This window comes from Streptosporangium amethystogenes (assembly GCF_000721075.1).
GTDB lineage: Bacteria > Actinomycetota > Actinomycetes > Streptosporangiales > Streptosporangiaceae > Streptosporangium > Streptosporangium amethystogenes.
Map to the genome: position 1 here is coordinate 281,929 of NZ_JOEQ01000003.1, position 24,838 is coordinate 306,766.

22 protein-coding genes and 2 tRNA genes are annotated in these 24,838 nt (G+C 68.8%); 6 read left to right on the forward strand and 18 right to left on the reverse strand.

Translation table 11 applies throughout. From position 1 onward, the window contains the following. Positions 1 to 66: 66 nt before the first annotated feature. Positions 67 to 480 carry a hypothetical protein gene (locus IG98_RS0104560; RefSeq protein ID WP_030905872.1) on the reverse strand — a complete coding sequence of 138 codons (414 nt, stop codon included), beginning with the start codon at positions 478 to 480 and terminating at the stop codon, positions 67 to 69. Between the two features lie 443 nt (positions 481 to 923). Here IG98_RS0104560 and IG98_RS50125 point away from each other — a divergent pair, with 443 nt between their 5' ends. Beyond that, the gene (locus tag IG98_RS50125) at positions 924 to 1,337 is read left to right on the forward strand and encodes a hypothetical protein (RefSeq protein WP_157594154.1); all 414 of its coding nucleotides are present in this window, start codon (positions 924 to 926) and stop codon (positions 1,335 to 1,337) included. On the opposite strand, the gene IG98_RS0104570 is transcribed toward IG98_RS50125, so the two are convergent. After that, complete coding sequence (locus IG98_RS0104570) at positions 1,280 to 1,570, reverse strand: hypothetical protein (RefSeq protein ID WP_030905878.1); 291 nt, start codon at positions 1,568 to 1,570, stop codon at positions 1,280 to 1,282. The two genes, IG98_RS50125 and IG98_RS0104570, sit on opposite strands and share 58 nt — an antisense overlap. Before the next feature lie 10 nt (positions 1,571 to 1,580). Continuing rightward, positions 1,581 to 1,838 (reverse strand): hypothetical protein, encoded by a 258-nt coding sequence (locus tag IG98_RS50130; RefSeq protein ID WP_157594155.1) that lies wholly within the window; start codon positions 1,836 to 1,838, stop codon positions 1,581 to 1,583. Positions 1,839 to 2,094: 256 nt separating this feature from the next. Between IG98_RS50130 and IG98_RS0104575 the strand changes: the two genes are divergently transcribed. Next, complete coding sequence (locus IG98_RS0104575; protein ID WP_030905881.1) at positions 2,095 to 2,532, forward strand: HAD hydrolase-like protein; 438 nt, start codon at positions 2,095 to 2,097, stop codon at positions 2,530 to 2,532. Here the strand turns inward: IG98_RS0104575 and IG98_RS0104580 are convergent. Further along, entirely contained in the window at positions 2,519 to 3,766 is a 1,248-nt protein-coding gene (locus IG98_RS0104580) for an alkaline phosphatase PhoX (RefSeq protein WP_030905885.1), read from the reverse strand. The genes IG98_RS0104575 and IG98_RS0104580 overlap by 14 nt on opposite strands. Positions 3,767 to 4,528: 762 nt before the next feature. Between IG98_RS0104580 and IG98_RS0104585 the strand changes: the two genes are divergently transcribed. Next, on the forward strand, positions 4,529 to 4,735 hold the full coding sequence (locus IG98_RS0104585) for a hypothetical protein (RefSeq protein WP_157594156.1): 207 nt from the start codon (positions 4,529 to 4,531) through the stop codon (positions 4,733 to 4,735). Between the two features lie 42 nt (positions 4,736 to 4,777). Here IG98_RS0104585 and IG98_RS0104590 read toward each other — a convergent pair. The 11 genes from IG98_RS0104590 to topA all read right to left on the reverse strand — a co-directional run bounded on the left by IG98_RS0104590 (position 4,778) and on the right by topA (position 19,056). Next, positions 4,778 to 4,851: transfer RNA gene (locus IG98_RS0104590), tRNA-Thr, on the reverse strand. Between the two features lie 64 nt (positions 4,852 to 4,915). Next, a complete protein-coding gene (locus IG98_RS0104595; protein WP_030905891.1) occupies positions 4,916 to 6,412 on the reverse strand; it encodes an alpha/beta hydrolase in 1,497 nt (498 codons plus the stop codon). Positions 6,413 to 6,558: 146 nt separating this feature from the next. Then, the gene (locus IG98_RS0104600; RefSeq protein ID WP_425427984.1) at positions 6,559 to 7,404 is read right to left on the reverse strand and encodes a PSP1 domain-containing protein; all 846 of its coding nucleotides are present in this window, start codon (positions 7,402 to 7,404) and stop codon (positions 6,559 to 6,561) included. 208 nt (positions 7,405 to 7,612) lie between these two features. After that, positions 7,613 to 8,284: a permease-like cell division protein FtsX gene (locus IG98_RS0104605; RefSeq protein WP_030905897.1), complete on the reverse strand. Its 672-nt coding sequence runs from the start codon at positions 8,282 to 8,284 to the stop codon at positions 7,613 to 7,615. After that, positions 8,281 to 8,775, reverse strand: coding sequence for a SigE family RNA polymerase sigma factor (locus tag IG98_RS0104610; protein WP_245651393.1), 495 nt, complete (start codon positions 8,773 to 8,775; stop codon positions 8,281 to 8,283). Before IG98_RS0104610 ends, IG98_RS0104605 begins: the two co-directional genes overlap by 4 nt. A 189-nt stretch (positions 8,776 to 8,964) precedes the next feature. Further along, complete coding sequence (locus IG98_RS0104615; protein ID WP_030905903.1) at positions 8,965 to 10,119, reverse strand: glycosyltransferase family 4 protein; 1,155 nt, start codon at positions 10,117 to 10,119, stop codon at positions 8,965 to 8,967. After that, positions 10,116 to 10,868: a hypothetical protein gene (locus IG98_RS0104620; protein WP_051751539.1), complete on the reverse strand. Its 753-nt coding sequence runs from the start codon at positions 10,866 to 10,868 to the stop codon at positions 10,116 to 10,118. Before IG98_RS0104620 ends, IG98_RS0104615 begins: the two co-directional genes overlap by 4 nt. 484 nt (positions 10,869 to 11,352) lie before the next feature. Beyond that, entirely contained in the window at positions 11,353 to 12,534 is a 1,182-nt protein-coding gene (locus IG98_RS0104625; protein ID WP_030905909.1) for a DNA polymerase III subunit delta', read from the reverse strand. Positions 12,535 to 12,598: 64 nt separating this feature from the next. Further along, the gene (gene tmk, locus IG98_RS0104630; protein WP_030905912.1) at positions 12,599 to 14,662 is read right to left on the reverse strand and encodes a dTMP kinase; all 2,064 of its coding nucleotides are present in this window, start codon (positions 14,660 to 14,662) and stop codon (positions 12,599 to 12,601) included. A 203-nt stretch (positions 14,663 to 14,865) separates the two neighbouring features. Beyond that, positions 14,866 to 16,272, reverse strand: a complete 1,407-nt coding sequence (locus IG98_RS0104635; RefSeq protein WP_030905915.1) for a metallophosphoesterase — start codon at positions 16,270 to 16,272, stop codon at positions 14,866 to 14,868. A 132-nt stretch (positions 16,273 to 16,404) separates the two neighbouring features. Continuing rightward, a complete protein-coding gene (gene topA / locus IG98_RS0104640; protein WP_030905918.1) occupies positions 16,405 to 19,056 on the reverse strand; it encodes a type I DNA topoisomerase in 2,652 nt (883 codons plus the stop codon). On the opposite strand from topA, the gene IG98_RS54730 reads away from it, so the two are divergent. Continuing rightward, entirely contained in the window at positions 18,983 to 19,399 is a 417-nt protein-coding gene (locus tag IG98_RS54730) for a DUF5703 family protein (protein WP_425427982.1), read from the forward strand. The two genes, topA and IG98_RS54730, sit on opposite strands and share 74 nt — an antisense overlap. Positions 19,400 to 19,581: 182 nt before the next feature. On the opposite strand, the gene IG98_RS53105 is transcribed toward IG98_RS54730, so the two are convergent. The 3 genes from IG98_RS53105 to IG98_RS0104655 form a co-directional block, all read right to left on the reverse strand. After that, complete coding sequence (locus IG98_RS53105; RefSeq protein WP_030905921.1) at positions 19,582 to 21,789, reverse strand: chaplin family protein; 2,208 nt, start codon at positions 21,787 to 21,789, stop codon at positions 19,582 to 19,584. A 248-nt stretch (positions 21,790 to 22,037) separates the two neighbouring features. Further along, the gene (locus tag IG98_RS0104650; protein WP_030905924.1) at positions 22,038 to 22,658 is read right to left on the reverse strand and encodes a hypothetical protein; all 621 of its coding nucleotides are present in this window, start codon (positions 22,656 to 22,658) and stop codon (positions 22,038 to 22,040) included. 109 nt (positions 22,659 to 22,767) lie between these two features. Beyond that, the gene (locus IG98_RS0104655; protein WP_030905927.1) at positions 22,768 to 24,075 is read right to left on the reverse strand and encodes a M20/M25/M40 family metallo-hydrolase; all 1,308 of its coding nucleotides are present in this window, start codon (positions 24,073 to 24,075) and stop codon (positions 22,768 to 22,770) included. A 165-nt stretch (positions 24,076 to 24,240) separates the two neighbouring features. On the opposite strand from IG98_RS0104655, the gene IG98_RS0104660 reads away from it, so the two are divergent. Together IG98_RS0104660 and IG98_RS52335 are read left to right on the forward strand one after the other, a co-directional pair. Then, positions 24,241 to 24,326, forward strand: a tRNA-Leu gene (locus tag IG98_RS0104660). 208 nt (positions 24,327 to 24,534) lie between these two features. Continuing rightward, entirely contained in the window at positions 24,535 to 24,822 is a 288-nt protein-coding gene (locus IG98_RS52335; RefSeq protein WP_211263875.1) for a hypothetical protein, read from the forward strand. The last annotated feature ends 16 nt before the right edge of the window (positions 24,823 to 24,838 follow it).

Consider the following 24,838-nt stretch of genomic DNA (forward strand, 5'->3'; position numbering starts at 1 on the left):
TGAGCCACGGAACCGAAAGGCCCTCTCAGAGACTTGGGAGGGCCTTCGCCATGTCCATGACACCGGTCAACGGTCGAACCATGTCCTCACTGACGGAAGAAGCAGCAGAACGACCACGGCGGCCGGCACTACAAGGTTGAAGTCGATCAAGTCAGCGGCTCTGGATTCCGGACCGAGCACAAGACCGGCCACGGAGAAGAGCGCCAGCAGGCTTTCAACAGCAAGTGCTGCGCCCCATATGCTCCGCTTGCGTGAGTCCCAGTTGAACGCCGGCCAGCCGATCAGTCCGGTGCTCACAAGCCCGAGAACGTACGTCAGGACGAGAAATCCCGCAGCGCTCGCCGGCTCGACAGTCCCGCCGAAGAAAAAGCCGGAAAGCAACACGATTCCCACAAGCCCGAGCATCGCCTGGATCATCATGGCGACCTGTGCGCTCTTTACCGCACGCGGCATACGGCCGATCTTGTCTACCGTGACCATGGGACCCCTCGGAAATGTTGATCAGAGCTCATCTTCACCAACTACAGGAAACCCGGCGAAGTTCCAACCGGATGAGAACGATCGGCTCTGCTCACCGAGGTTGCTCTCAGCTGAGACCGTTGCTGTATTTCACTGCTGTACGGACACGACAAAGGCCCTCCGGGATCATCCCGGAGGGCCTTTGACCTGGGAGCCGCCTTGGGGAATCGAACCCCAGACCCCTCATTACGAGTTAAGGGACGATCGTCCAGGACCGTCCACCACCGTCTTTCAGGCCTGGTCGGACAGGTGTTACGGGAGCCCTCAGTCCATGGTCGTCCAGGACCGTCCAGAACTGTTGTTAGCACCCGCGTTAGCAAGATCACGCCAGTGGTGGCCGGTTACGGCTGAGGCTGAGCGTCCTTCACCTGGTCGCACACCACCGCGGTGCCCAGCAAGCGGTCATGAAGAACCCGGCCTTCGGCATCAAGGAGCATCCAGAGCCCACCCACGAGGAGACACAACAGCCTGACAATCTCATCCTGGGCCGCTTCGAGGCCGACCACGGCGACCCGGTGAAAGCCGTACGCCATCTGCGGGCCGAGTGGAATCGAAGAAGGAGCGTGGATGTTGCCGACGCCCTGGGCTGGGCGCTTCATCGGGCTGGTCACAGCGCGGAGGGCCTGTCGTTCGTCCGGCGAGCCGACACTCTGGGCAGACATAACGCGCGCTTCGCCTATCACCGAGGAGAGATCGCCCACGCACTCGGCGCGGTCGCCGAGGCCCGGGGACACCTGACTCGCGCACTTGACATCAACCCTCACCTCGCCGTGGCGCAAAGGGCCCTGAAGAACCTTGAGCGCGTTCGTAATGGTTGAGATGAGCGGGCCCGGCCAGGTCCGGCGGGCAGGCTGGTGATGCCGTACACGATTTCCTTGCTGGTCCAGACGCCGTCCAGGTCGCCGATGTCGCGGCGGAGCCGGAAGGCCTGCCGGGCGCCGGGGAACAGGGACTCATCGGCGGGGGCAGTGCGGATGGTGCGGCGTTCGGTGCGGGCGGCCCACTGCCAGATCGCCGCGATGCTGTCACTGCCGACCACGAGCGTCGGCACGCGGTCAATGTCAAGATAACCACCAGCGGATGCCGCAGGCCGAGCGGCGATCGGGCACGGCCGCCAACCGGCGTATCAACGCCGATTCCACCATGATCGGATCGGCCTCCAACTCGGCTTCCCACAATGCCAAGTCGGCGAGCTGGTCAAGAGTAGGGACGAGACGAGAGCTGGTCAGGGAAGATGGGGACACGAGCGCGACTCCTGCGACGATCTTCGGATTCGAGACCTGAAAGATCAGCAGAAGTCGCGCTCTTCCATGCTCCACTTGGCCAAACGTTCAACGTCGCCATACCGCATCAGAACCCGGGAACGCCGGGGCCCTGGCCGTGACATGGGACGGTCACCGTCTCATCTTCGGGCCCGTGCAAAGTCTCCGAGCAAGGCGGCGACCGCGATGTCCACCCTGGCATGCGTGACGGCTACGCGCACGGGTAGCTGCGAAATCCACACCGACAGCGAACCTCTGGCCGCTCTATCGCGGTTCCGGCAGGCGTTCTATGGATGCCTGACCACGTGCGGCGATGCACGCGGCGACCGATGCCCGCCCATGGCTGACGGTCTTCCAGTTGCCATCCTACGCGCCGGAGCCGAAAGGCGGTCGAAGCGGTCTGCCCGTCGGCGGCGATCTCGACCAGGAACTGCTGGCGGACGGTCTTGAAAAACCGCTCAACGAGCACCTGGTCGCCGCCGGTTTTGACGAGGCGATGCGGGCGGCGCTGCGCGCCGAGGGCGGATGGGCGATCGGTGACAACCTCACCGCCGACATAGCCAGCGGACGTGCCGCCGGTCTTCGTACGGTCTCGATCGACCGGGGATCGCGCCGTCAGGGCGGGATGCGGTACCACCGCGTGTGGGACCTGCCATGCGCCGAATCCGCGTCGTACGGAAACGCGAAGGGCCCCGTCCGCGGAAACGGGGCCCTGTGGTCGGCTTGTCAGCGATGCGTCACTGGCGGGTGATCTTCCAGGTGCCATCCGCCTTCGGCTTGTCCGGGTGCTGGACGTTGAAGAACAGCGTCTTCGGGTCTTTGCCGAAGTAAATGCCGCTGATCTCCGCGCCCGGGTCCTTCAGCGAGCCGAAGAGCTCGACCTTGTCGGCGGTGCCCTTCTTCTTGGTGCTCTTGCCTGCGACCCAGATGTCGCTGGCGTAGTTGTCCTCGGCGATCCACAGGCGGCCGTCAGGGCCCTGGGCGAGGTTGTCCGGGCTGTTGAAGCCGGTGACACTGGCCTTCTGGTCCTCCACCGGCACGTTCTTGCCGGCCTCGACGAAGCTCGTGAGGACGTCCTTGTTCAGGTCGATCGCGACGACGCGGTCCTCGCTGGTGTTGGCCACGTAGAGCGTGTCGCCGATGACCTCGACGTCCTCGGGTCGGCCGAACTCGGTCGCGTTCACCTCGTTGGCCGCGGCGTCAGCGTCGACGACGACCTTGTCCATGTCGAGTGCGACCCACTCGAAGGCACCGACCTTGGCGTTGTAGGTCGCCTGGTTCCACTTCTGCTCGGCATCGCTCAGCTCCTTGATCTTGAGCGCGTAGAGCCGGCCGTTGGAGAGGTCCCCGCGCTTGGTCGGCACGAACTTGTAGATCGAACCGCCGTTGAGCTCGTCGATCACGAAGACGGTGCCGTCGGCGAGCGCCTCGATGCCCTCGTGACGGAGGATGCCGACCTCGCGGCGCTCCTCAATACGGGTGATCTTCGTGCGGTCCTTCGGGTCGAGGAACGCCTCGAAGAGGCGGCCCCCGCCGGTCTCCTCGGCGAAGAGCAGGGTGCCCCAGGGGGTCCAGCGAAGACCGTCGAGCCGACGCCAGCCCTCACGCTGAGCGATGACCTCTGCCTCGCCCGTCTCGAGGTCGACGACCGACAGCGCGCCGTTGGAGCCGACCTCGTGGGTGCGGTAGAGGTACCGGCCGGCTTGCGGTCCGGTCTCGTTGACTGTGTTCATGTCGGTGAGGTCGTCGGTAGTGCCGCCGTAGACGTCGAGGACGGTCTCGTCGGCGACGAGTTTCTGGGTGAAGCCCTTGGGGGCGACGAGCGGCTCGGTCCAGCTGGTCAACATCTCGCTGTAGGCCGAGCCCTTGATCGGCTCGAAGTCCATCGGCCCGGAGGCGGCGAGTGCCGGACCAGCGGCGATCATGCCGAGAGGTAGGCCCGCGCTCAGTGTGAGAGCGGCCGTGCTGAGACAGATGCGGCGCATGTTGCGTCTCCCTGTGGGTGTTTCGCGTTACTTGTAAAGGCAAGATATGGGCGTTTTGTGAACTTTGACCTTCAGTGGGTGACCCACCGGCGTATCGGGCGATGAACATTGAGACCTTGAGCGAGGGGCCGTTCTACTGGGGCGCCCGAAGGACGGCTCAATTCGGGATGTGCATGTCCCGATGTGGCTGTGGGACATGGTCGCCGCGGTCGCGGCCGAGGCCCGCAAGTGCGCGTGCTCGGGGAGCTCGGCGCCGTGGTGTCAGGGGCGGGTCACCCCGTTTCCCGGCGAGCGGCAGCATCATCGGCGATCGGACTTCGCGCGGATGTACTTTCGGCCTGCCGCCGACGGCATGTATCCGGAACAGGGTGGCAAGGCGGCCCGGCTGGCGCGGCCGGTCCTGATCGATGCCGCCGCCCAGTGGTCGGGCGAGCCCCTGGTGGCGTGGCCGGCGGCTGTGCCGGGTGAACCGTATGGCGCGCGGCGGGCGGTCCGGTCGCATCGGATGGGTGCGCCGAAGCCGGTCAACAGCCGGTCGTCGCGGGCTGCGCTGGTTGCCTACGCGATCGAGTGCGGCGCCGACCCGGTGGCTGTGAGGGGCATGACGCGGCCGGAGCTGTTCGACGCGTATGTGCGTCGCCGGTCGAGGTGGTGGCGAGCTGACTGCCGATCCGGCCCGGGCTCACTCCGCACGGTATGCGCCATGGCCACCAGACGTGGCTCGACGATGGCCGGTGCGCGAGGACGGCGATCATCGATCGGATGGGGCACGAGAACCCGACGATCTCCGGCGTATACAGCCATGTGACCGAGGCGATGACGGACGAGATCATCAGGCTGCTCGATCGGCTGTGGGACGCAGCGATCCGGGAGCGGTTCGCGCCGGAGTCGCCAGTGGGGGTCCTCGACACCGCCTTGAGGGCCTACCGCGAGAGGTCGGTCACTCCGCTGCTCTCCCAAACGCGGTAGAACCCGCCTCTCCGGTTAGGGAGAAACGGGTCCTGACCTGGGAGCCGCCTTGGGGAATCGAACCCCAGACCCCTTCATTACGAGTGAAGTGCTCTGGCCGACTGAGCTAAGGCGGCGTGCCATGTTTCACCATGACTTACGGCAGTCTACAGGCTCCCAGGGCCTTCCCGCGCACCGGAATCAGCCGATCTTGGGGCACTGGGTTCCGTCGGCGGGGACGGTCAGATCGATCAGGTAGTCGTCCACCAGGCGATCCACGCACGCCGAACCGGTCAGATAAGCGGTGTGGCCGTCTCCGTCGAAACCGACGAGGACGCCGGAGGAGAGCTGGGAGGCGAGGGCCTCCGACCACTGGTAGGGCGTGGCGGGGTCGCGTCTGGTGCCGACGACCATGATGGGCGGAGCCCCGGGCGCGTCGATCTTCTCCCGGGCCCCCGCCTTGACCGGCCAGTACGCGCAGGGCAGTGAGCTCCACATGACGTACGCGCCGAACAGGGGAGCGACCTTGGCCGCCTGTTCGGCCGCCTTGGCGTAGGCGGCGGGGTCGCGGGGGTAGATGCTGTCGACGCAGTTGACCGCCAGGTTGGACTCGGTCTGGTTGGTGTACTCGCCGTCCTCCCCACGGTCGACCAGCAGGTCGGCCATGCGGAGCAGGACGGTACCGTCCCCCTTCAACGCCTGGGCCAGCGCCTGACGAAGGACCGGCCATGCCTGCCGGTCGTAGAGCGGGGTGATCACCCCGAGCATGGCCCAGGCCTCGGTCACCGTACGGTCGTCGCCGGTCCTGTTGGTCAGGGAGGCGGTGTCCGCCCTGCGGAGCAGCGCGGTGATCTCCGCGCGGGCGGAGGCGACGGAGCCCTGGAAGGGGCAGTCGGTGGCCGCGAGGCAGTTTTCCAGGAACGAGTCAAGGGCGACCTCGAAACCGCGGGCCTGCGCGGTGTTCAGCTCCAGTGGGTCGAGCGAGGGGTCCACGGCGCCGTCCAGCACGAGGGCGCGGACCCGGCCGGGGAAGAGATCGGCATAGACGGCGCCCAGCTGCGTGCCGTACGACTTGCCGAGGTAGGTGAGGTGGGAGTCACCGACGGCGGCACGCAGCAGGTCCATGTCCCTGGCGGCGTCGGCGGTGCCGACGTACGGCAGGAGCCTGCCCGATCGGGTCTCGCAGCCGGCGGCGAGCCGTTGCGCCCCCTCCTCAAGCACGGTGACCTCCCCCGGCGAGTCGGGTGAGTTGTCGAGGCCGACGAAGGCGTCCAGCTCGCTCGACGACAGGCATCGGACGGGCGCGGACTCGCCGACCCCGCGCGGGTCGAAGCCCACGACGTCGAAGCGCTCGCGAACCGTCTCGCTCACCGCGGTGCGGGCACCTCGCGCGTACTGCACTCCGGAGGAACCCGGCCCGCCGGGATTGAGGAGGATCGAACCGATCCGCTTCCCCGAGGCCGGGAGCCGGATCACGCTGAGCTCGATCTTCTCACCGTCCGGCTTGCTGTGATCGAGCGGTACGGCGAGCTTGGCGCACTCGAAACCGTCCTCGCACTCGTGCCAGCCGAGAGCCGCTCCCGCCACGCCGCGGCCGGCTCCGGTGCCGCCACTGGCGTCGGCAGGGACGTCGGTGCCGGTGCACGCGCTCGCGAGCAGGGCCACCGCCGCCAGTACGGCGGTCACACGGGATCTCACGCCTTGTCCGCTCCGTAGTCCGTAGGTCGGGGTCACACGCGGATCCGGCAAGGGGGCCGGCACGCGGAGAGGCTGAACGGTCGAATCCTACGCCCGCACCGAGCCCCCATGACGGGACATCAACCTCAGCGGGGACAGCCGATCGGTCACCCTTCCGGTCCGCTCTCGGCGACCCGCACCGCGCCGCCGTACGCCTCGTCGTGCTGCTTGCGCGGGGAGCAGACCGAGGCCGACGGGCAGGCGCAGCGGCGGCCGCCGTCCTCCAGGCGGACCACGACGGAGTCCGAGGGGACGTTGCGGCCCACGACGGTTCCGGCCCCCTCGGGGGTGTCGACCTTCAGCCCGATCCGGGGCATCCTGCTCTGGGCGTCGAGGTAGAGGGGGTGCTCGTACTTCAGGCAGCACATCAGCCGCCCGCACGCCCCCGCGATGCGCAGCGGGTTGACCGGCAGGTCCTGGTCCTTGGCCATCCGGACGGAGACCGGCTCGAAGTCCTTGAGGAAGGTGGCGCAGCACAGATCACGGCCGCAGGGGCCGATGCCGCCCTGGAGGCGGGCCTCGTCGCGCGGGCCTATCTGGCGCAGCTCCACCCTGGCGCGCAGGTTGCGGGCCAGGTCACGGACGAGGGCGCGGAAGTCGACCCGTTGCGGGGCGGAGAAGTAGACCGTGTAGACGTTCTCCGCGTCCAGGTAGTCGACGCCGACGACCTTCATCGGCAGCGTGTGCCGCTTGATCAGGCGCTTGGAGACGCTCCGGGCCTCGGCGCGGCGCCGTTTGTTGCCCTCGTCGCGGGTGAGGTGCTCCTCGGTCGCGATGCCCGCGCACATCGGCAGCCCGTCGATCTCCTCGCTCGTCCACTGCGGCGCCCAGACGCACTCGGCGACCTCGGGCCCGGCCTCGGTGGGCACCAGCACCTTGTCGCCGACCTTGGGGCTGTGCTCACCGGGATCGAGGTAGTACAGCCTGCCGTAGCGGGTGAAACTCACCGCCATGATCATGCCCATATGGCTCCAAACCTGGGGGTACGGCTCGTGCTCACCCTATGTGTCATGCCCCTGGATGTGCGGTGCCACCCGGTGCGATCATGAACAATCCCCCCGACCGCGGCATCGTCGTGCCGGACGTGCGGCACCGCCCGGCCACGGTCACGGGCCGCTTTCGCGACCTGCCCTTACCACCGTCGCCCGCTCAGTCCGCCCCCTAGGACTCCGGGGGCTCGAACTCCGGGAACGAGCACTGCTCCGGCTCATCCGACCACGGAAGGACATGCTCGACGAGCGACCACGGCGACAACCTTCTCAGCAGGCAGGGCCTATCGATTGCGTTGGACACCCCCGGCAATTCGCCCATGGCACGGGCGACGGCATTGGGATCCGCACCCGGCCTGAGCCAGGCTCGGAAGGACTCCGACATGTCCTCGACGACTATCGCCTTCAGCAGCGCGGGTTTGTCCGTGTTCTGGCTCCGGAAGTTCTCCCATGCCTGCTGCTGGTCCTCAAAGAGGACCCTTTTCACCTCGGGCCGGGCCTCAAGCGTCCGCCGGATCTCCGCTCTCTCGTCCTCGGTTATCACATGATCGCAGTTCGGGAAGCGATCATGCCTCTTGCAGAGGAAGACCGACACGTCGGCATCTCCGGACTGCTCGGGGCCGCTCATCGCCATGGCGACGGTGTTCTCCCGTGACAGGGGGGAGGGCGTGGCGAGCCGTACAGCTCCGAAGACCACCACGGCGACAACCAGGGCCGCAGCGGCGATCCGGAAGGGAGCTCTGAGGCGGCGGCGGGCGGGGACGGTGAGCGGGCGGATGTTCTCGGCGGTCGCGGCGGCGGCGGCGGACAGGGCGTCGCGGAGGCGGTTCTCGGTGTCGGTCATGACTCCTCCTTGAGCATCCGGGCGAGGGCGGCCAGCCCACGCGCGAGGGTGGAACGGGCGGTGCCGGCGGCGATGCCCATGGTCTCGGCGATCTCCAGGTCGGACAGGTCCAGGTAGTAGCGGAGGGTCAGTGCCTCCCGCTGCCGCCTGGGCAGCGTGCGCAGGGCCATGAGCACCTCGCGGCGCTCCTCGCCGAGCAGCGCCGCGTGCTCGGCGGACCAGACCGGCGGCTCGTACGGTGCGGCCCAGCGGAAGGCGACCGCGCGGCGGCGCAGCACCGATCGCGACCCGTTGAGGACCGCCGAGCGGATGTAGGTCAGCGCCCTGCCTGGGTCGCGCAGGCGGCGCCGTCCCGCATGAGTGCGGGTGAACGCCTCCTGTACGACGTCCTCGGCCGTGGCCTGGTCGCCCACCATGAGCAGCGCCAGCCGTACCAGCCCGAGGTGATGTTCGGCGAACAGCGCCGCGATGTCGACACGGTTTCTGGCCAAGGGCTCTCCGCAGGAGAGCAGTTCGACTTCCACATCACAGAGACGCCGTGCCGGGCCCTCTGCTGCTTCACCCGGCCTGCGAGTTCCACCCCGCTCGTGTTCTCCCTGCCTACGACGCCCTTCCGAGTCGCAAACCCCGGCCGGCCCACATGTCCCACCGGATCGGCGTACGACCGTGCCCGTCCCCGCTCAGCGGCCGAGTTGGGCGAAGGACTTCTCCCAGCGTTTGGCGATCACCGAGATGTCGTAGCTCTGGGCCGTCTGGAGAGCGTTCTTGGCCATCCGGTGGCGGCCCTCCTCGTCGTCGATCATCTGGATCAGCCCGTCGGCCAAGGCGTCCACGTCGTCGGCGGGGACCAGCAGTCCGTCGATCCCGGGTGTGATGATCTCGCGAGGTCCACGGGGGCAGTCGAAGCTGACCACCGGCACCCCGGAGGCGAACGCCTCGATGATGGTCATGCCGAAGCCCTCGAAGCGGGAACTGACCGCGTGGATCGACGCTTTGGCGAGCTCGCCCTCGATGTCACCGGTGGGGCCCATGAACGTGACGTTGTTGTGCAGCCGCAGCCTGACCGCCTGCTTGATGAGCTTGTCGCCGACCCGGCCCTCGCCGTAGATCCGCAGCTTCCAGTCGGGCCGTTCTTCGGCCACCCGGACGAACGCCTTCAGCAGCCGGTCGTACCCCTTGACCGGCACCAGCCTGCCCGCGGCCAGCACGATCCGGTTCTCCTGCCTGGATCGTGGACGCGGCCCGCCGGGCAGCCCGTTGCCGATGGTGAACACCCGGGTGGGCGACCCGTTGAGCATGTTCCGGTAGTCGTGCTCGTCGGCCTCGGTGAGGGTGACGACCGCGTCCAGCTTCGGGTACCAGGTCCGGATCTCCTCGAAGATCCCGGGCTGGTGCGCCTCGAAGTGCAGGTGCTCCTGGGCGATCGTGACGACCTTCCTGCGGGCGTACCTCGCGGCCATGATGTTGAGACCCGCGCGGGTGGTGATCAGCACGTCGCTGCGGAGCCTGCGCAGTTCGCGGACGAGGACCTCGTCGCTCCAGGCGCTGAAGGACGCGTAGGCGCGCTCCTCGGGGTGGATCAGCGCGCTCTCCCGCGCCCCCAGCCGCTCGGCCCTCTTCGTGTACGGCCAGCGGACCTTGGCCCCCTCCCGCAGGTCCACCAGCGAACGGAGCCTGACCCGGGAGCTCAGCGGCAGGAAGGGGGTGTCGGTGTGCTGGAAGACACTGACGACCTCGACCTCGTGCCGCTCGGACATGGCGGTGGCGAGGTCGAAGGTGGCGCGGATGGTGCCGCCCATGCCGTAGGCGTTGAGAATGAGAAAGGAGATCTTCATGCTTTCTCCCCTTCGATGCTGAGCGCGACGGCGAGACTGTCGGTCTCGGTGTAGTACGGGCGGACCCTCACCTGCCCGACATGCTGGGCAGGAAAACGAACTTTGGTCTTCTTGTCCGTTATGTCATCAAGGCGGGTCGCCAGCGGCAGCCGGACCCCGGAGAACTCCGCGTACAGGTCCCAGAAGACCCGGCGCCGCACCTGTGCCTCGGCCATCGGCGCGATCTCGATCGCTCCCTCGAACCACCGTCCCTGGAAGGTCGCCGGCCCGCTCACCGGCTCCGGTCCCCGGCGGGCCACCGCCACCAGCCTGGCCTCCCCCCGGATCGGGTCGCCGTACGCGACGGCGCCCTCGACGGCGATCACCCCGTCGTCCGCGGTCACCCGGATCACCTCGACGTACGGTTCGACCTCGCGGACCCGCAGGCCCAGTGTGCCGAGGGAGGTGCGGAACGCCCTGATCTCCCGGCTGCGGCGGGTCTCGGCGTAGGACCAGAGCCCGTCGAGCGAGAACCCCGGGTCGTCGGTGGCGACCGGCTCGCCCCGGCACGAGGCCATCCAGACCCCCGGGGCCAGCACCGTCAGGTCCGCCGCCCCACATTCCTCACCGGTCTCCACATGCCGCAGGACGATCTCCGCGCCCGTCGGTGCAGACCATTCGATGCTCAGCGTGTCGTCATCGCCTACCCGGCTCGTGACGGCCCGCCCGCTCACGGGCGGGACCACCCCGTGGCGCGCCTCGGTGCTCACCAAAATTCCCCCGGCCTTCGCTGCTCATCCCCGTAGAGCAGGACGCTTCCCGTTGCTTTATAACAAAAGCATTGATTTTTGCCGTGAATCCTAACGACCCACACTCATGCTTTGAGGTGATTTAGCGAGCAATGGTTCCATCTAATCGGAAAAAGGCAGGTAGGAGATGTACGGTCGCGGCGGTCGCAGCCCCTCACCAGCCGATATCCGTCACATCGGGTTACCGGAAACTGCGCAGTGTCCGATATCGGCCAAAGTTGATCAGCCCGAACTCCGGTCCCCGCCAGACCACGATGTGCGCCTCCGAACCATCTGTGCCGCCCAGCCGGAAACCTCCCGACCATCGCGGTAGCGCACGTCCGCCTGCCCGCCGCCCCCGACACCGGGCCCGCTGATCGCCCCAGTGGGTTCCGGTCTGCCTAATTCCAGCATTTCAGCCTATATGACCGAAAAACGGGAAAACCGCCTCCCGTCGTGAGGCGGTTCAGAGCCGGGGCTGACGCAATGAAAGGGTCATCGACTCCACGGCCATCTGCGGGCTGACGTTGGCCGCCAGCCGCCTCCGGCAGCGCATGATGGCGTCGATCCTGCGCAGCGTGTCCTCCGGGGTGGAGGCCCCGGCCAGGCCTTCCAGATCGGCGCGGCGGTCCTCGCTGGCCAGTTCCACGTGCGCGCCGAACTGCACGGCCAGCACGTCGCGGTAGAACGCCACCAGGTCGAGCAGTGCCGCGTCGATGACGTCGCGCTTGGTGCGGGTCGCCCGGGACTTCTGCCGGTCCTCAAGGTCCTTGAGCGCCCCGGCACCGCCGCGGATCAGCCCCCTGTTGAGCCCCTTTCCGGTGGAGCCCTCGCCGTAGACCTGGCGCAGCTCGGTGATCTCCGCCTCGTTCAGTACCGCCGTGACCGCGGCGGCCTCGTCCTCGGCGGTCTTCACCAGGCGTTCGGCGGCCATCACGCACTCCCCGACGCCGGTGAGCGACCGGGGGATGGACAGCACCGCCTCGCGACGCGAGCGCGCCTCCTCGTCCAGGGCCAGTCTGCGGGCGCGGTCGATGTGCCCCTGGGCGGCCCTGGCCGCGAACTCCGCCATCGTCGGCGGCACGTTCTCGCGCGTGGCCAGCACGTGGGCGACCGCCGAGGTGGGCGGGGTGACGAGCGTGACGATCCGGCAACGGGACCTGATGGTGATCATCATGTCGTCCGGAGCAGGCGCGCAGAGCAGCCAGACGGTCTTCGGCGGCGGTTCCTCGATGGCCTTGAGCAGCGCGTTGGACGCCCCCTCGGTCGCCCGGTCGGCGTCCTCGAACAGCACGACCCGCCAGCGGCCCAGCGTCGGCGCCCCGGCCGCGCGCAGGATGAGCCTGCGGGTGTCCTTGATGCCGTACGAGAGCCCCTGCGGGCGGACGATCTCCAGGTCCGGGTGGGAGCCGACCGACACCTGGTGGCACATGTCGCAGTGGCCGCACCCCTGCTCGGAGCAGAACAGCGCGGCCGCGAACGCCCGCGCGGCCTCCTCACGCCCGGACCCGGGCGGCCCGGTGAACAGCCACGCGTGAGTCATCCCGGCGCCGCGCCCCCCGGCCAGCAGGTCGGCCCCGGCCGCCGCGGCCCGGCCGAGTGTTACGGCGGCCCGCTCCTGGCCCACAAGATCATCAAAGACTCCCACGGACCCAACCTACCGCCGGCGCCGGTAACCGGGTCGGGACCTCACGGCTCGCGGAGGCACCGGATCAGTCGCGAATCGCCGGGATGGTCCCGGTGACGTCCTCCGACTCCTGTGGCACCGGGTCGGGCATGATCTCGCGGACCCGGTCGTAGATGAGCGAGGAGATCTGTTCCTGGGGCAGGGTCCCGTCGACGACCAGGTAGCGATCCGGCTCCGCGGCGGCCAGCGCCCGGAACTCGCGGCGGACGCGCTCATGGAACTCCAGCGGCTCCGACTCGATGCGGTCGGCGGCCCCGCCCAGCCGGGCCAGCCCCACCGACGGCGGGGTGTCGATGAGCACGGTGAGATCGGGAACGAGCCCACCGGTGGCCCAGCCGTTGATCCTCTTGACCTCCTCGATGTCCAGCGCCCGGCCCGCGCCCTGGTAGGCCAGCGACGAGTCGACGTACCGGTCGGAGATCACCATGGAGCCCCGCTGGAGGGCCGGGCGGATGACCTTCTCCACATGCTCGGCCCGGTCGGCCGCGTACAGCAGGGCCTCCGACCTCGCGGACAGTCCCTGGTGCACCGCGTCGAGCAGGATCGCGCGCAGCCGCATGCCCACCTTGGTCGAGCCCGGCTCGCGGGTCTGTACGACGTCGAACCCCTGGTCGCGCAGCCAGATCGCCAGCAGCCTGGACTGGGTGGTCTTGCCCGACCCCTCGCCGCCCTCGAAGGCGATGAACATCCCGCGTTCCTGCTCGGCGCTCTCGGGGGCGAACCGCTCCCCGCGTGCCGCGGCGATCAGGTCGGCGACGATCGAGACGCCCCTGCGGTCGTCCATCTGCCGTAGCGCGACACTCCCGACGACCACCGCGAGCAACCCGCCGACCAGCAGCACCAGGTTGGAGCCGTCGAACTGGTAGACCGGCTCCTGCCCGACCCTGATCTCCCGCTCACCGAACAGGCCCGCCAGGGTCGGCGCGACCGCGACCACCAGCAGCAGGGTCACCCGGGCGAGCGACTGCAGGAAGGAGAACGTGCGGCCCCGCAGGTTGTCGTCCACCTCCAGCCCGATCATCGTGTAACCGATGATCCAGGCGATCCCCGCGCACGCGCCGAGCAGTACGGTCAGCAGGACGACGATCACCAGGTTGTGGACGAGCGCGATCGCGACGAGGACCACCCCTGCCACCACGATCGACAGGCCGAACAACCGTCGCCGCGACAGCTCCCTCAGCAGCCTCGGCCCGAAGAACATGCCGGACGCCATACCGACGAAGACCGCCCCGAAGACCACGCCGTACGCCGCGTCGCCGCCGCCCAGCGCACCCACGTAGATCTTGGCCACCCCGACCACCGCACCGCCGGCGGCGAACGCGCCCAGCATGCCGATGATCAGGCCGCGGATCAGCCGGTTACCGCCGACGAACCGCCAGCCCTCGAAGATCTGCCGCAGCACCGACGGCGTGGAGGTCGCGGCCTGCGCGCCGGCCTTCGGGATGTCCTTGAGCGAAAGGATGATGAAGGCCGAGACCAGGTAGGCGAGCGCGTTGATGAACAGCGCCAGGTAGGTCTCTCGCTGGGCGAAGAACGGCACCAGGTTGCCCAGGGCGTCGTCGGCGACCGACAGCACCGCGAACAGCAGCGCGGCGATCGGCGCGGTCCCGTAGGTGACCAGGAGGTTGAGCTGGTTGGCCTCCTCCAGCCGCTCCTTGGGCACCAGGTTGGGCACCGTGGCGTCCTTGGCCGGAACCCAGAAGAGGTTGACGCACTCGACCAGGAAGGTAGCGATGATCACCCACTGGTAGTTGCCGATCAGCGGGATCGACAGCACCAGCGCGAAGCGCAGGAAGTCGCAGAAGAACATCGTCATCCGCCGGTCGAACCGGTCGGCGAACGCGCCGGCGAGCGGACCCAGCAGGATGGCGGGGAGCATCTTCGCCACGAAGACGCCCCCGATGGCCAGGCTCTGGACCTTGTAGCCGGACCCCACCGTGAGGTTGCCCGCCAGGGCGGTCAGTGCCAGCAGGTTGAGCCAGTCTCCGAGGCTGCACACCGACATCGCCGTCCACAGTTTGCGGAACGGGGTGTTGGCCAGCACGTGGGGGGGCTTGCGTCGCGCGGTGCTCCGGCCAAGGGTGGTCATAGTGTCAGCGTATCCAGGTGCTCGCTGGGCTGGGGAGAACATGAGCCAGGCGGAAATGCCCGGCTGCCCGTCGCATGAGGGTAACGCCCCCGCCCTGTGCCCCGCAGGTACCACACCCGAAAAGAAGCGTCAGTTGCTCGTGTTTCCAGTGATGTGTCTTCCTCTTCCCGGACCGGTGCGCCTGCTTTCCGCTCGTTGCGAGGTCAGTGGAGTTTCTCGTTCCGGACTTCCAGCAGGGTTATCTCGGGTGGGGCGCCCACCCGGACCGGTGGCCCCCAGAAACCCGCGCCCCGCGTCACGTAGACCTGGGTGCCGTCCACCTCGCCGAGACCGGAGACGACCGGCTGCTGCATCGGGACGATCAAGTTGAAGGGGACCATCTGCCCTCCGTGCGTGTGGCCGGACAGCTGGAGGTCCACCCCGTAGGTGGCCGCCTGGACCGCCTGGACCGGCTGGTGGGCGAGCAGAACCGTGGACCGGGAGCGGTCACGGCCACCCAGCGCCCGCTCGAAGTCCGGACCGTCGCCCGATGCGACGCCGCCGACGTCGTTGACCCCGGCGAGATCGAGCACGGCTCCCCCATGGGCGATCTCCACACGCTCGTTGCCCAGCGGGCGGACGCCGAGTTCGCGAAGTTCCTCGATCCACTCCTGCGGGCCGCCTGCGGTGTAGTACTCGTGGTTGCCGGTGACGAAGTAGGCACCGTAGCGGGATTCGAGATCCTTCAGGGGCCTGGCCAGCGGGCCGAGCTCGGCCACCGTGCCGTCGACCAGGTCGCCGACCACGGCGACCACGTCGGCCTCCAGCGAGTTGATCATGCGAACGATGCGCCGGGTGTGCTCCGTACCGGTGAGCGGGCCCAGGTGAATGTCGCTGACGACCGCGAACCGCAGGCCGTTCAGGCGCGGATCCAGCCTGGGCAGCACCACCCCGACCGACTCGATCACCGGGTCACCGAGAGCGGTCCTGATCCCGAACCCGATCGTGCCGAGCGCCCCCGCCCCGGCGGCGACCGCCGCCGTACGGGCGATGAACAGCCTCCTGCTCAGCCCGCCCGCCGTGTCCTTCCGCTCTCCGCCGCGCGGCGTGCCTCCAGGACCCGGTACGACCACCACCCCACCGACCGCGGCCTCCCCACGGTCCGTCCGGGCCGTGGAGACGGACCGGAGGGAGCGCTCGGGGTGAACGACGGCCACGGACGCCGGTGTGACGGCGGTTTCGGATCGAACGGCGAGCTCCGGCCGCGCGGCTCGTTTCGCACGGCGGGCGACCACCCCCGGCGGCACCCGGCGCCGCTCGGCCCGGTGCTCCACTCCGCGCACCACCAGCAGGGCCACGGCCCTGGGGATCTCCAGGACCACCAGGAACACGAGGAGGTAGAACATCGTCGCGATCCAGAAGAATCCCGGCCACGCCAGGAAGTGCCCCCACTCACTGCGGGAGGCGACCAGCGTCACGGGGGCGAGCACCGCCAGGCCGACGAGGATCAAGGTCAGCACCCGGCGGGTCCGCCCCGGCCGGGTGGTCGAGCGGACCAGCCGACGCCACAGGTAGTAGTGGACCACCGTGATCGCACAGATGACCAGCGACACGAAGCCCACGATCGTCACTTGCCTTCCCTCTCGCGCCCACCGGCCATCCCGGCGCGTTCCGAAGAACGCCCGAAACGGCGAATGCGTTCCCAGCGGGTGCGGAAACCCCGCGAGCCAGAGCCCCGTACGAGGTGCCCTGGCTCGGCGGCGTCAGGCCTTGGCCTTGGCCCGGGTGGTGCGAGGACGCTTGGGCGCCGGACCGCGGGCTCTGCGGTCGGCGAGAAGCTCGGCGGCGCGTTCGGTGGTGATCTGCTCGACCTCGTCCCCCTTGCGCAGCGAGGCGTTGGTCTCCCCGTCGGTGACGTAGGGCCCGAACCGCCCTTCCTTCACCACGATCGGCTTCTTGGAGACCGAGTCCTCGCCCAGCTCACGCAGCGGCGGCGCGGCCGCGGCCCGCCTGCCCCTGGCCTTGGGCTGGGCGAACAGCTCCTTGGCCTGATCGAGGGTGACCGTGAACAGCTCCTCCTCCGACCCCAGGGAACGAGAGTCGGTGCCCTTCTTGATGTACGGCCCGAACTTGCCGTTCTGCGCCGTGACCTCCTGGTCGTCGATCACCCCGAGCACCCTCGGCAGCGAGAGCAGGCGCAGGGCGTCCTCAAGGGTGACGGTGTCCAGGGACATCGACTTGAGCAGCGACCCGGTGCGCGGCTTGGGGGCGTCGGCCTTCTTGGTCTTCTTCTTGCCCTCGGCCGGAGGCGCCTCCACCGGCAGGATCTCGGTGACGTACGGGCCGAAGCGACCGTCCTTGGCCACGATCACGTGCCCGGTCACCGGGTCCTTGCCCAGCTCCCGGTCACCCGTCGGGCGGGAGAACAGCTCCTCGGCCCGCTCGGCGGTGAGCTCGTCGGGGGCCAGGTCCTCCGGCACGTTAACCCGGACACCTTCGCGGTCCAGGTACGGACCGTAGCGGCCCACCCGGATCATGATGTCGGTGCCCCTGATCGAGAACGAACTGATCTCCTTGGCGTCGATCTCGCCGAGATCGGTGACCAGTTCCTTCAGCCCATCGCCGCCGTCCACCCCGAAGTAGAACCGGCGCAGCTCGGGCACCCGCTCCGCCCGGTCGTTGGCGATGTCGTCGAGGACCTTCTCCATGTCGGCGGTGAAGTCGTAGTCGACGAGGTGGCCGAAGTGCTGCTCCAGCAGGTTGACCACCGCGAACGCCAGGAAGGACGGCACCAGGGCGGTGCCCTTCTTGAAGACGTAGCCGCGGTCCAGAATCGTTCCGATGATCGACGCGTACGTCGAGGGACGGCCGATCTCCCGGTCTTCCAGCTCCTTGATCAGCGACGCCTCCGTGTACCGGGCCGGCGGCTTGGTGGCGTGCGACAGCACGTTCAGCGCGGACGCGGTGAGCGGGTCGTTCTCGCTCAGGTTCGGCAGGCGCTTCTCGGAGTCGTCGCGGTCGGTGGACGGGTCGTCCGCGCCCTCGACATAGGCCTTCAGGAAGCCGTGGAAGGTGATGGTCCGCCCGGAGGCGCTGAACTCGACCCGCTCCCCCGAACTGGACGTGCCGTCCACCTTGACGGTGACCGACTCGCCGACCGCGTCCTTCATCTGGGAGGCCACGGTCCGCTGCCAGATCAGCTCGTACAGGCGGAACATGTCACCGGTCAGCCCGGTCTCGCCCGGCGTGCGGAACTCCTCGCCCGAGGGACGGATCGCCTCGTGCGCCTCCTGCGCGTTCTTCACCTTGCTGGCGTAGACGCGCGGCTTGTCGGGCACATAGGCCGAGCCGTAAAGCTTGATGGCCTGGCTGCGGGCGGCGGCGACGGCGGTCTCCGACAGCGTGATGCTGTCGGTCCGCATGTAGGTGATGAAGCCGTTCTCGTAGAGGCGCTGGGCGACCTGCATCGTCGACTTCGCGGAGAAGCCCAGCTTGCGGCTGGCCTCCTGCTGCAGCGTGGTCGTCCTGAACGGCGCGTACGGCTTGCGGGTGTACGGCTTGCGCTCGACCGACCTGACCTTGTACGGCACACCGGCCAGGCGTCCGGCCAGGGCCTGGGCGGCCTGCTCGTCCAGGTGGAGCACATCGGCGCTCTTGAGGGTGCCGTTGCTCGCGAAGTCCCGGCCCTGGGCGACGCGCTTTCCGTCCACGCCGGTCAGCATGGCGGTGAACTCGTGCGGAACCTCGTCGCCACCGGTGTCGAGCAGCGCCTGCAGATCCCAGTAACTCGCGCTGGTGAACGCCAGGCGCTCACGCTCGCGCTCCACTACCAGCCGGGTCGCCACGGACTGCACCCGGCCGGCCGAAAGCCGGGGCTTGACCTTCTTCCACAGGACCGGGCTGACCTCGTAACCATAGAGACGGTCGAGGATGCGCCGGGTCTCCTGGGCGTCGACCAGCCGCAGGTTCAGGGTGCGGGGATTGGCCACCGCCTCCTGGATCGCCCGCGGGGTGATCTCGTGGAACACCATGCGGTGCACCGGGACCTTGGGATTGAGCACCTCGCGGAGATGCCAGGCGATCGCCTCGCCCTCGCGGTCCTCGTCGGTGGCGAGATAGAGCTCGTCGGCATCCTTGAGCAGCTGCTTGAGCTTGCTCACCTGTGCCTTCTTGTCGTGGTTGACGACGTAGAGCGGCTCAAACTCGTGATCCACATTGACGCCGAGGCGTGCCCAGGACTCCCCCTTGTACTTCTCAGGGATGTCGTCGGCCTTCTCAGGGAGATCACGAATATGCCCGATGCTGGACTCCACGACGTAGCCGCGGCCGAGGTACCCGGCGATGGTCTTCGCCTTGGAAGGCGACTCGACGATCACCAGGCGGTTTCCGCCGGCGTTGCCGTTCTTGGCTGGCACGCTGCTTCCTACCTCGCTGTTCGCATTCGTTCCCCGTTTACTTCCCCTCGGGTTACCCGATCTGAGTCGGGAGCACTCCCAAGGAAAGCCGCAAGGACGCAGAATAAAGCCCTATGAGTGTCGACGTCCCTCAGCTCACCCTCGGAGACTAATCGCTGTGCTGGACTACTCCTACTTGGTTCTCCATCTCCCGCGTGGCACCTCACGGGACGCAGCCCGCCGGATACTGACCGAACACGCAGAATACGGTGACTGGGAGCTCGACCGCCTGCGACTGTATCCCGATGGCCGCCGAGACGTCCGGCTGCGCCGGAAGATCATACGTGTGACCAGGACAATGTGATTCCAGACATGGCTTTGCCCGCCCCGGGCCGCGCCCCCGGGACGGGCAAAGCTTTCGTGCCTCGCCACGCGAGCGGGCACCGCACCACGCGGGCACGGTCGTCCTGTCCCGCCGCCGTCGAGGCGTCTGCGCGCCTTCCTCAGTGGCTCTGAGGAAGGCATGCCTAATGGGTGACTAATGCCTTACTTTTTGCCGAAACGGATGCGGCGGGTGGTGCCGAAGACGGTCGCGGAGGCCGCGGCCAACGCGCCGATCAGCAGGGTGACCAGGGAACCGACGTTCATTCCGGTCACGCCGACGGGCTGAGCGGCACTCATCAGACCCAGGTCACGAATCGGCAGGTCACCGGCCGGAGTGGAGGACGTCAGACCCGTGACGGGAGCCAGCGGCGAGCTGCTGTCGGTCGCCGCGGCCCGCTTGCTCACCGGGGTGGCGGGCATGACGGGGAACTCGGGCAGACCGGCGGCGGCCGGAAGCTGGGACTGGCCCGCCTCCTGGGCACCGCGGGCGTCGGACGGCGACGCCTGACCGGCCTCGCCACCGACCCCCGGAACGGCGGGCAGGACAGACAGCAGGCTACTGGTCCTGTGCCTGCTGGGCTTGCCGTCCCAGTCGCCTCGGCCGCCGTTGTAGTCGCCCTTGGGTCCGCTCCGGTGACCACCCCACTGACCGCCGTTGTGGCCACCCCACTGGCCGCCGCCCGGCCCTCCGGCACGGGAGCCGCCGAGGCAGCCCGCAGCCGCGTCGCCCAGGACGGCGACCGCGTTGCCGCAGATGTTGATCGGCGCGGTGATCGGCGCGACCACCTGGTTACCACCCAGGACGCTGCCCCGGCCGGAGGTGCGGTTGCCACCTGCCCCCGCACCCGCACCGCCGGAGACCGAGGCGCCACCCCGGCACCCGGCAGCGGCCCGGCCGAGCACGCCCACCGCGTTGCCGCAGACGTTGATCGGCGCGGTGATCGGCGCCACCACCTGGTTACCACCGCCGATGCTGTGATCACCGTTCGTGCGGTTGCCACCGGCACCGCCGCCGCCGGGACCACCGGTCCCGACGGACGCACCACCCTGGCAGCCGGCGAAGGCCCCACCCAGGACGGCCACCGCGTTGCCGCAGACGTTGATCGGCGCGGTGATCGGCGCCACCACCTGGTTACCACCCAGGACGCTGCCCCGCCCGGAGGTGCGGTTGCCGCCCGCGCCGCCGCCCTGGCCCGTCCCCGCGGACGAGCCGCCCGGGCAGCCCGCCTGGCCGTTGCCGACGGCGCTGCCACAGATGTTGGCGGGCGCGGTGATCGGCGCGACCACCTGGTTGCCGCTACCGGCTCCGAAGCGCCCGTCGGTGTCGTTTCCCGGCCGGCCGTAGCCCGAGCCGGGGCCGCCGGGACGCGGGCCGTGCTCCCAGCCGCCGCCGTGGCCGTCGTGGTCTCCACGCCCTTCGCGGTCTCCGTGACCGCCGTAACCCGGCTTACCCGGCCAGTCGGGCTTGCCAGGGCCGCCGTGCTCTCCGGGGCCACCCGGCCGTCCCGGCCCGCCAGGGTGTCCAGGACCACCAGGCTTTCCGGGACCACCGGGGTGCCCGGGACCACCGGGGTGCCCGGGCCCGCCAGGGTGTCCAGGACCGCCGGGCTGCCCCGGCCTGCCGGGCCTGCCGCCGACGACCTCGGCACCGCCCTCACAGCCGGAGAACGCCTCGCCGACGACGGCGACCGAGTTGCCGCAGATGTTGATCGGCGCGGTGATCGGCGCGACCACCTGGTTACCACCCAGGACGCTGCCCCGCCCAGAGGTGCGGTTGCCGCCGGCCCCACCGCCGCCACCGCCCTGATCGCTCACCGAGGCGCCCCCCCGGCAACCGGCGGTCGCCCCACCGAAAATCGCGAAGGAGTTGCCGCAGGCGTTGATCGGCGCGGTGATCGGCGCCACCACCTGGTTACCACCGCCGATGCTGTGATCACCGTTCGTGCGGTTGCCACCGGCACCGCCGCCGTTCCCACCCTGGTTCCGCACCGAGGCACCGCCACGGCAGCCCGCCTCGGAACGGCCGATCACCGACACCGCGTTGCCGCAGGCGTTGACGGGCGCGGTGATCGGCGCGACCACCTGGTTACCGCCCAGGACGCTGCCCCGCCCGGAGGTCTCGTTGCCCCCCGCGCCGCCGCCGCCGTTCTCGGCGGACGCGCCCCCCTCGGAGGAGGCGGACGACTGCCCAGCCACAGCAACGGCGTTTCCGCTGATGTCGATCGGCAGGGTGATCGGAAGGTTGACCTGGTTGCCTCCGGCGATCGAGTGGTCACCGTCGGTGTCGGCGAAGGCGGTACCACCGCCCATGGCCATGACGCCCAGTGCGAGCAGTGCCGCAGGGGCCGTGCCCCTAACCCACGTACGCATGATTGAAGCTCCTAGCAGTCTCGGGGGGACCTTGAACCCTCGTGAGGGCACGCGAGAGCCATGCGAGGACCGGACAGGCCCGCACAGCGGAGGCCCAGACGGGCCGTCACGAGGAGTTGGGAACTGGCTGACTCGTCGGCCTGCTCATCGCTCACCGGTGGAGCGCCCCTCCGGGGGACGGAGGATCGAGACAGGCTGCGCGACCGGCGGATCACTCGAAGGAGATCAGGCCGGTCTACGGGACGATGTCAGTCGGGAGAGAAAGAAGGGTCGTCCGCCGCTGTGCGGACGACCGGGGGGAGCACGAACGCCAGCGGAACACGCTGCGTCGCCAGTCGCGGGTCGTAGGCGAACCACGCGACATCCCCCGGACCCGAGCCGAAGAGGCTGGATCCACCACCGCTCTGGGGCACGAATCCATTGGTGCCAGAACCGTGGTCGACGGTGGCGGGTGCCGGGGCCCCCGGCTTGGACTGGCTGGTGAGCCCGTCCACACCTCGCCCCGCCATGGCTTCGGCGTTGTCCGTCGCCGACGGTTTGCCGCTGCCCGTGGGGAAATCATCGACCTTCGCAGCCGATCCGGAAGCGACAGCGTCGAGGGTCTGGGAACGGGCCACTCCTGTCACCGCGGTGGCGTCCGCGGCCGCGGGAGTGGCACTGAGAAAGCCGAAGACGATCGCGAGCAGCCATACGGCGGCCAGGAGACCGCCGATGGCAAGGGCCTGCCTGATGCCCCACCGGCTGCCGGCCGCGAACCGCGCCATCCGGTCAGCCCGGTCGGGGATCGTGTCGTCAACGGAGAAGGCCACAGGCACGCGTCGAGCAGCGGGCGAGGACGCCCTCCACTGCTCGTGCGACACGTGCGCCACGCGGCCTCCCAAAGCTCCTGGACAGGCCCGCTTGGACACGGGCCACCCTTCAACGGAGAGTCACGTTAGCACTACATGGAGTCAACGCAACGGATTTCCCGGGAACCGATCAGCAGCCGTCCAGGAATCGGTCAAGAACCCGGACCCCGAATCGCAACGAATCCACCGGCACCCTCTCGTCCACCCCATGGAACATCCCGGAGAAGTCCAGGTCGGCGGGGAGCTTCAGCGGCGCGAACCCGAACCCACGGATTCCCAGCCGGCTGAACGCCTTCAGGTCCGTACCCCCCGACAACGTGTACGGCACGGCCAGCGCGCCCGGGTCCTCGGCGATGAGGGCGTCGGCCATCGCGCGCACCAGCGGCCCGTCGAAGCCGGTCTCGATGGCGATGTCGTGGTAGATGAACTCCCTGGTCACATTGGGGCCGAGCAGTTCGTCGACGGTCTGGAAGAACTCGTCCTCATATCCCGGCAGGAAGCGGCCGTCCACGTGCGCGGTGGCGGCCTGGGGGATCACGTTGGCCTTGTAGCCGGCCTCCAGCATCGTGGGGTTGGTGGTGTTGCGCAGTGTGGCGCCGATCATCCGCGCCAGCGGCCCCAGCTTGGCGACGGTCTTCTCCGCGTCGTCCAGGTCAAGCTCCAGCTCCAGCGCCCTGGAGGTCTCCTCCAGGAACGTCCGCACCGTCTGTGTCATCCGCACCGGCCACTCGTACCTGCCGATGCGGCCCACCGCCTCGGCCAGCTCGGTGACCGCGTTCTCCGCGTTGAGCATCGAACCGTGCCCGGCCCGGCCGGTGGCGGTCAGGCGCATCCAGGCGATGCCCTTCTCGGCCGCCTCGATCAGATAGAGCCTGCGCGCCTCGTCGATGGAGACGCTGAACCCACCCACCTCACCGATCGCCTCGGAGCACCCGTCGAACAGGTCCTTGTGCTGCTCGGCCAGCCACTGCGCGCCGTAGTGGCCCCCGGCCTCCTCGTCGGCGGTGAAGGCCAGCACCACGTCCCTCGGCGGGCGTCGCCCCTCGCTGAGCCGCTGTCGTACCACCGCGAGGATCATCGCGTCCATGTCCTTCATGTCGACCGCGCCGCGCCCCCAGACGCAGCCGTCCACGACCTCGCCGCTGAGCGGGTGGTGGGTCCAGTCGGCGGCGTTGAAGGGGACGACGTCCAGATGTCCGTGCAGCAGCAGTGCGTCCCGCGAGGAGTCCTCCCCCGCGATGCGGGCGATCACGTTGGCCCGCCCCCTGTCCGACTCCAGGATCTGCGGCTCCAGCCCGACCTCGGCCAGCTTCTCGGCCACGTACTCGGCGGCGGCCCGCTCCCCGGGCCCCGAATTGTCACCCGCGTTGGTCGAGTCGATCCTGATCAGGTCGCGGCACAGCCCGACGACCTCATCCTCACCGTTGAACCTGGCCATGTGGACTCCTTGAGTTCGGTACGGCTTCCACCCCCCATCCTCCCGCCGTCCCCTCCTTCTCGGCACCCCGTCCGCACCCGCCCTCCTACCGATATGACGCAAGCTCAAGAGTTTGCTAACCTAAGTCCGCCGACGGGGGATGACGGTCCCACGTGCAGGCACCACGTCCGGGTGGCGGAATAGGCAGACGCGCTAGCTTGAGGTGCTAGTGCCCTTTGCGGGGCATGGGGGTTCAAGTCCCCCCTCGGACACAAACCGGTCGCCTATGGGGTCCTGGTCATGTGTACACATGACCAGGACTTTCTGTTTTGACGGGTGGTAGATCAGCCGCAGTCCGATGTTCGCGTAGATCTTGGTCTTCCGGATCGGGTCAGCATTCGAGAGAACTCGCACCATGTCTCCAAGCCTGTGCGTGATCTCCGCCAGCTCATCACGCCCCAGCCGCCTCTGAGGCGGTACGTGCGCGCGGCCGAGGCGTTGCTCGGCCGCGGTCTTGCGGACAAGCTCTTCCTGGATCCATCCGGCGACGAGCGCCGGGTCGGCGCCCGCCTCAAGGGCAGCCCGATGCTGGGCGAGCTTGCGATCACACTCGGTGATCTGGCGGCGTGCCACAGCGAGTGCTTGGGCCTCGGGCGGTGTCACGTCCTGTGCGGCCGCCAGGACGTCGAGAGTCTGGTCAACGTTGTGGGGCGCGAACAACCGGCCGAGCCAGCGGTCCAGTCGCGGGACCACGCGATCCTCCCGTAAGTAGACGTTGCGGGGA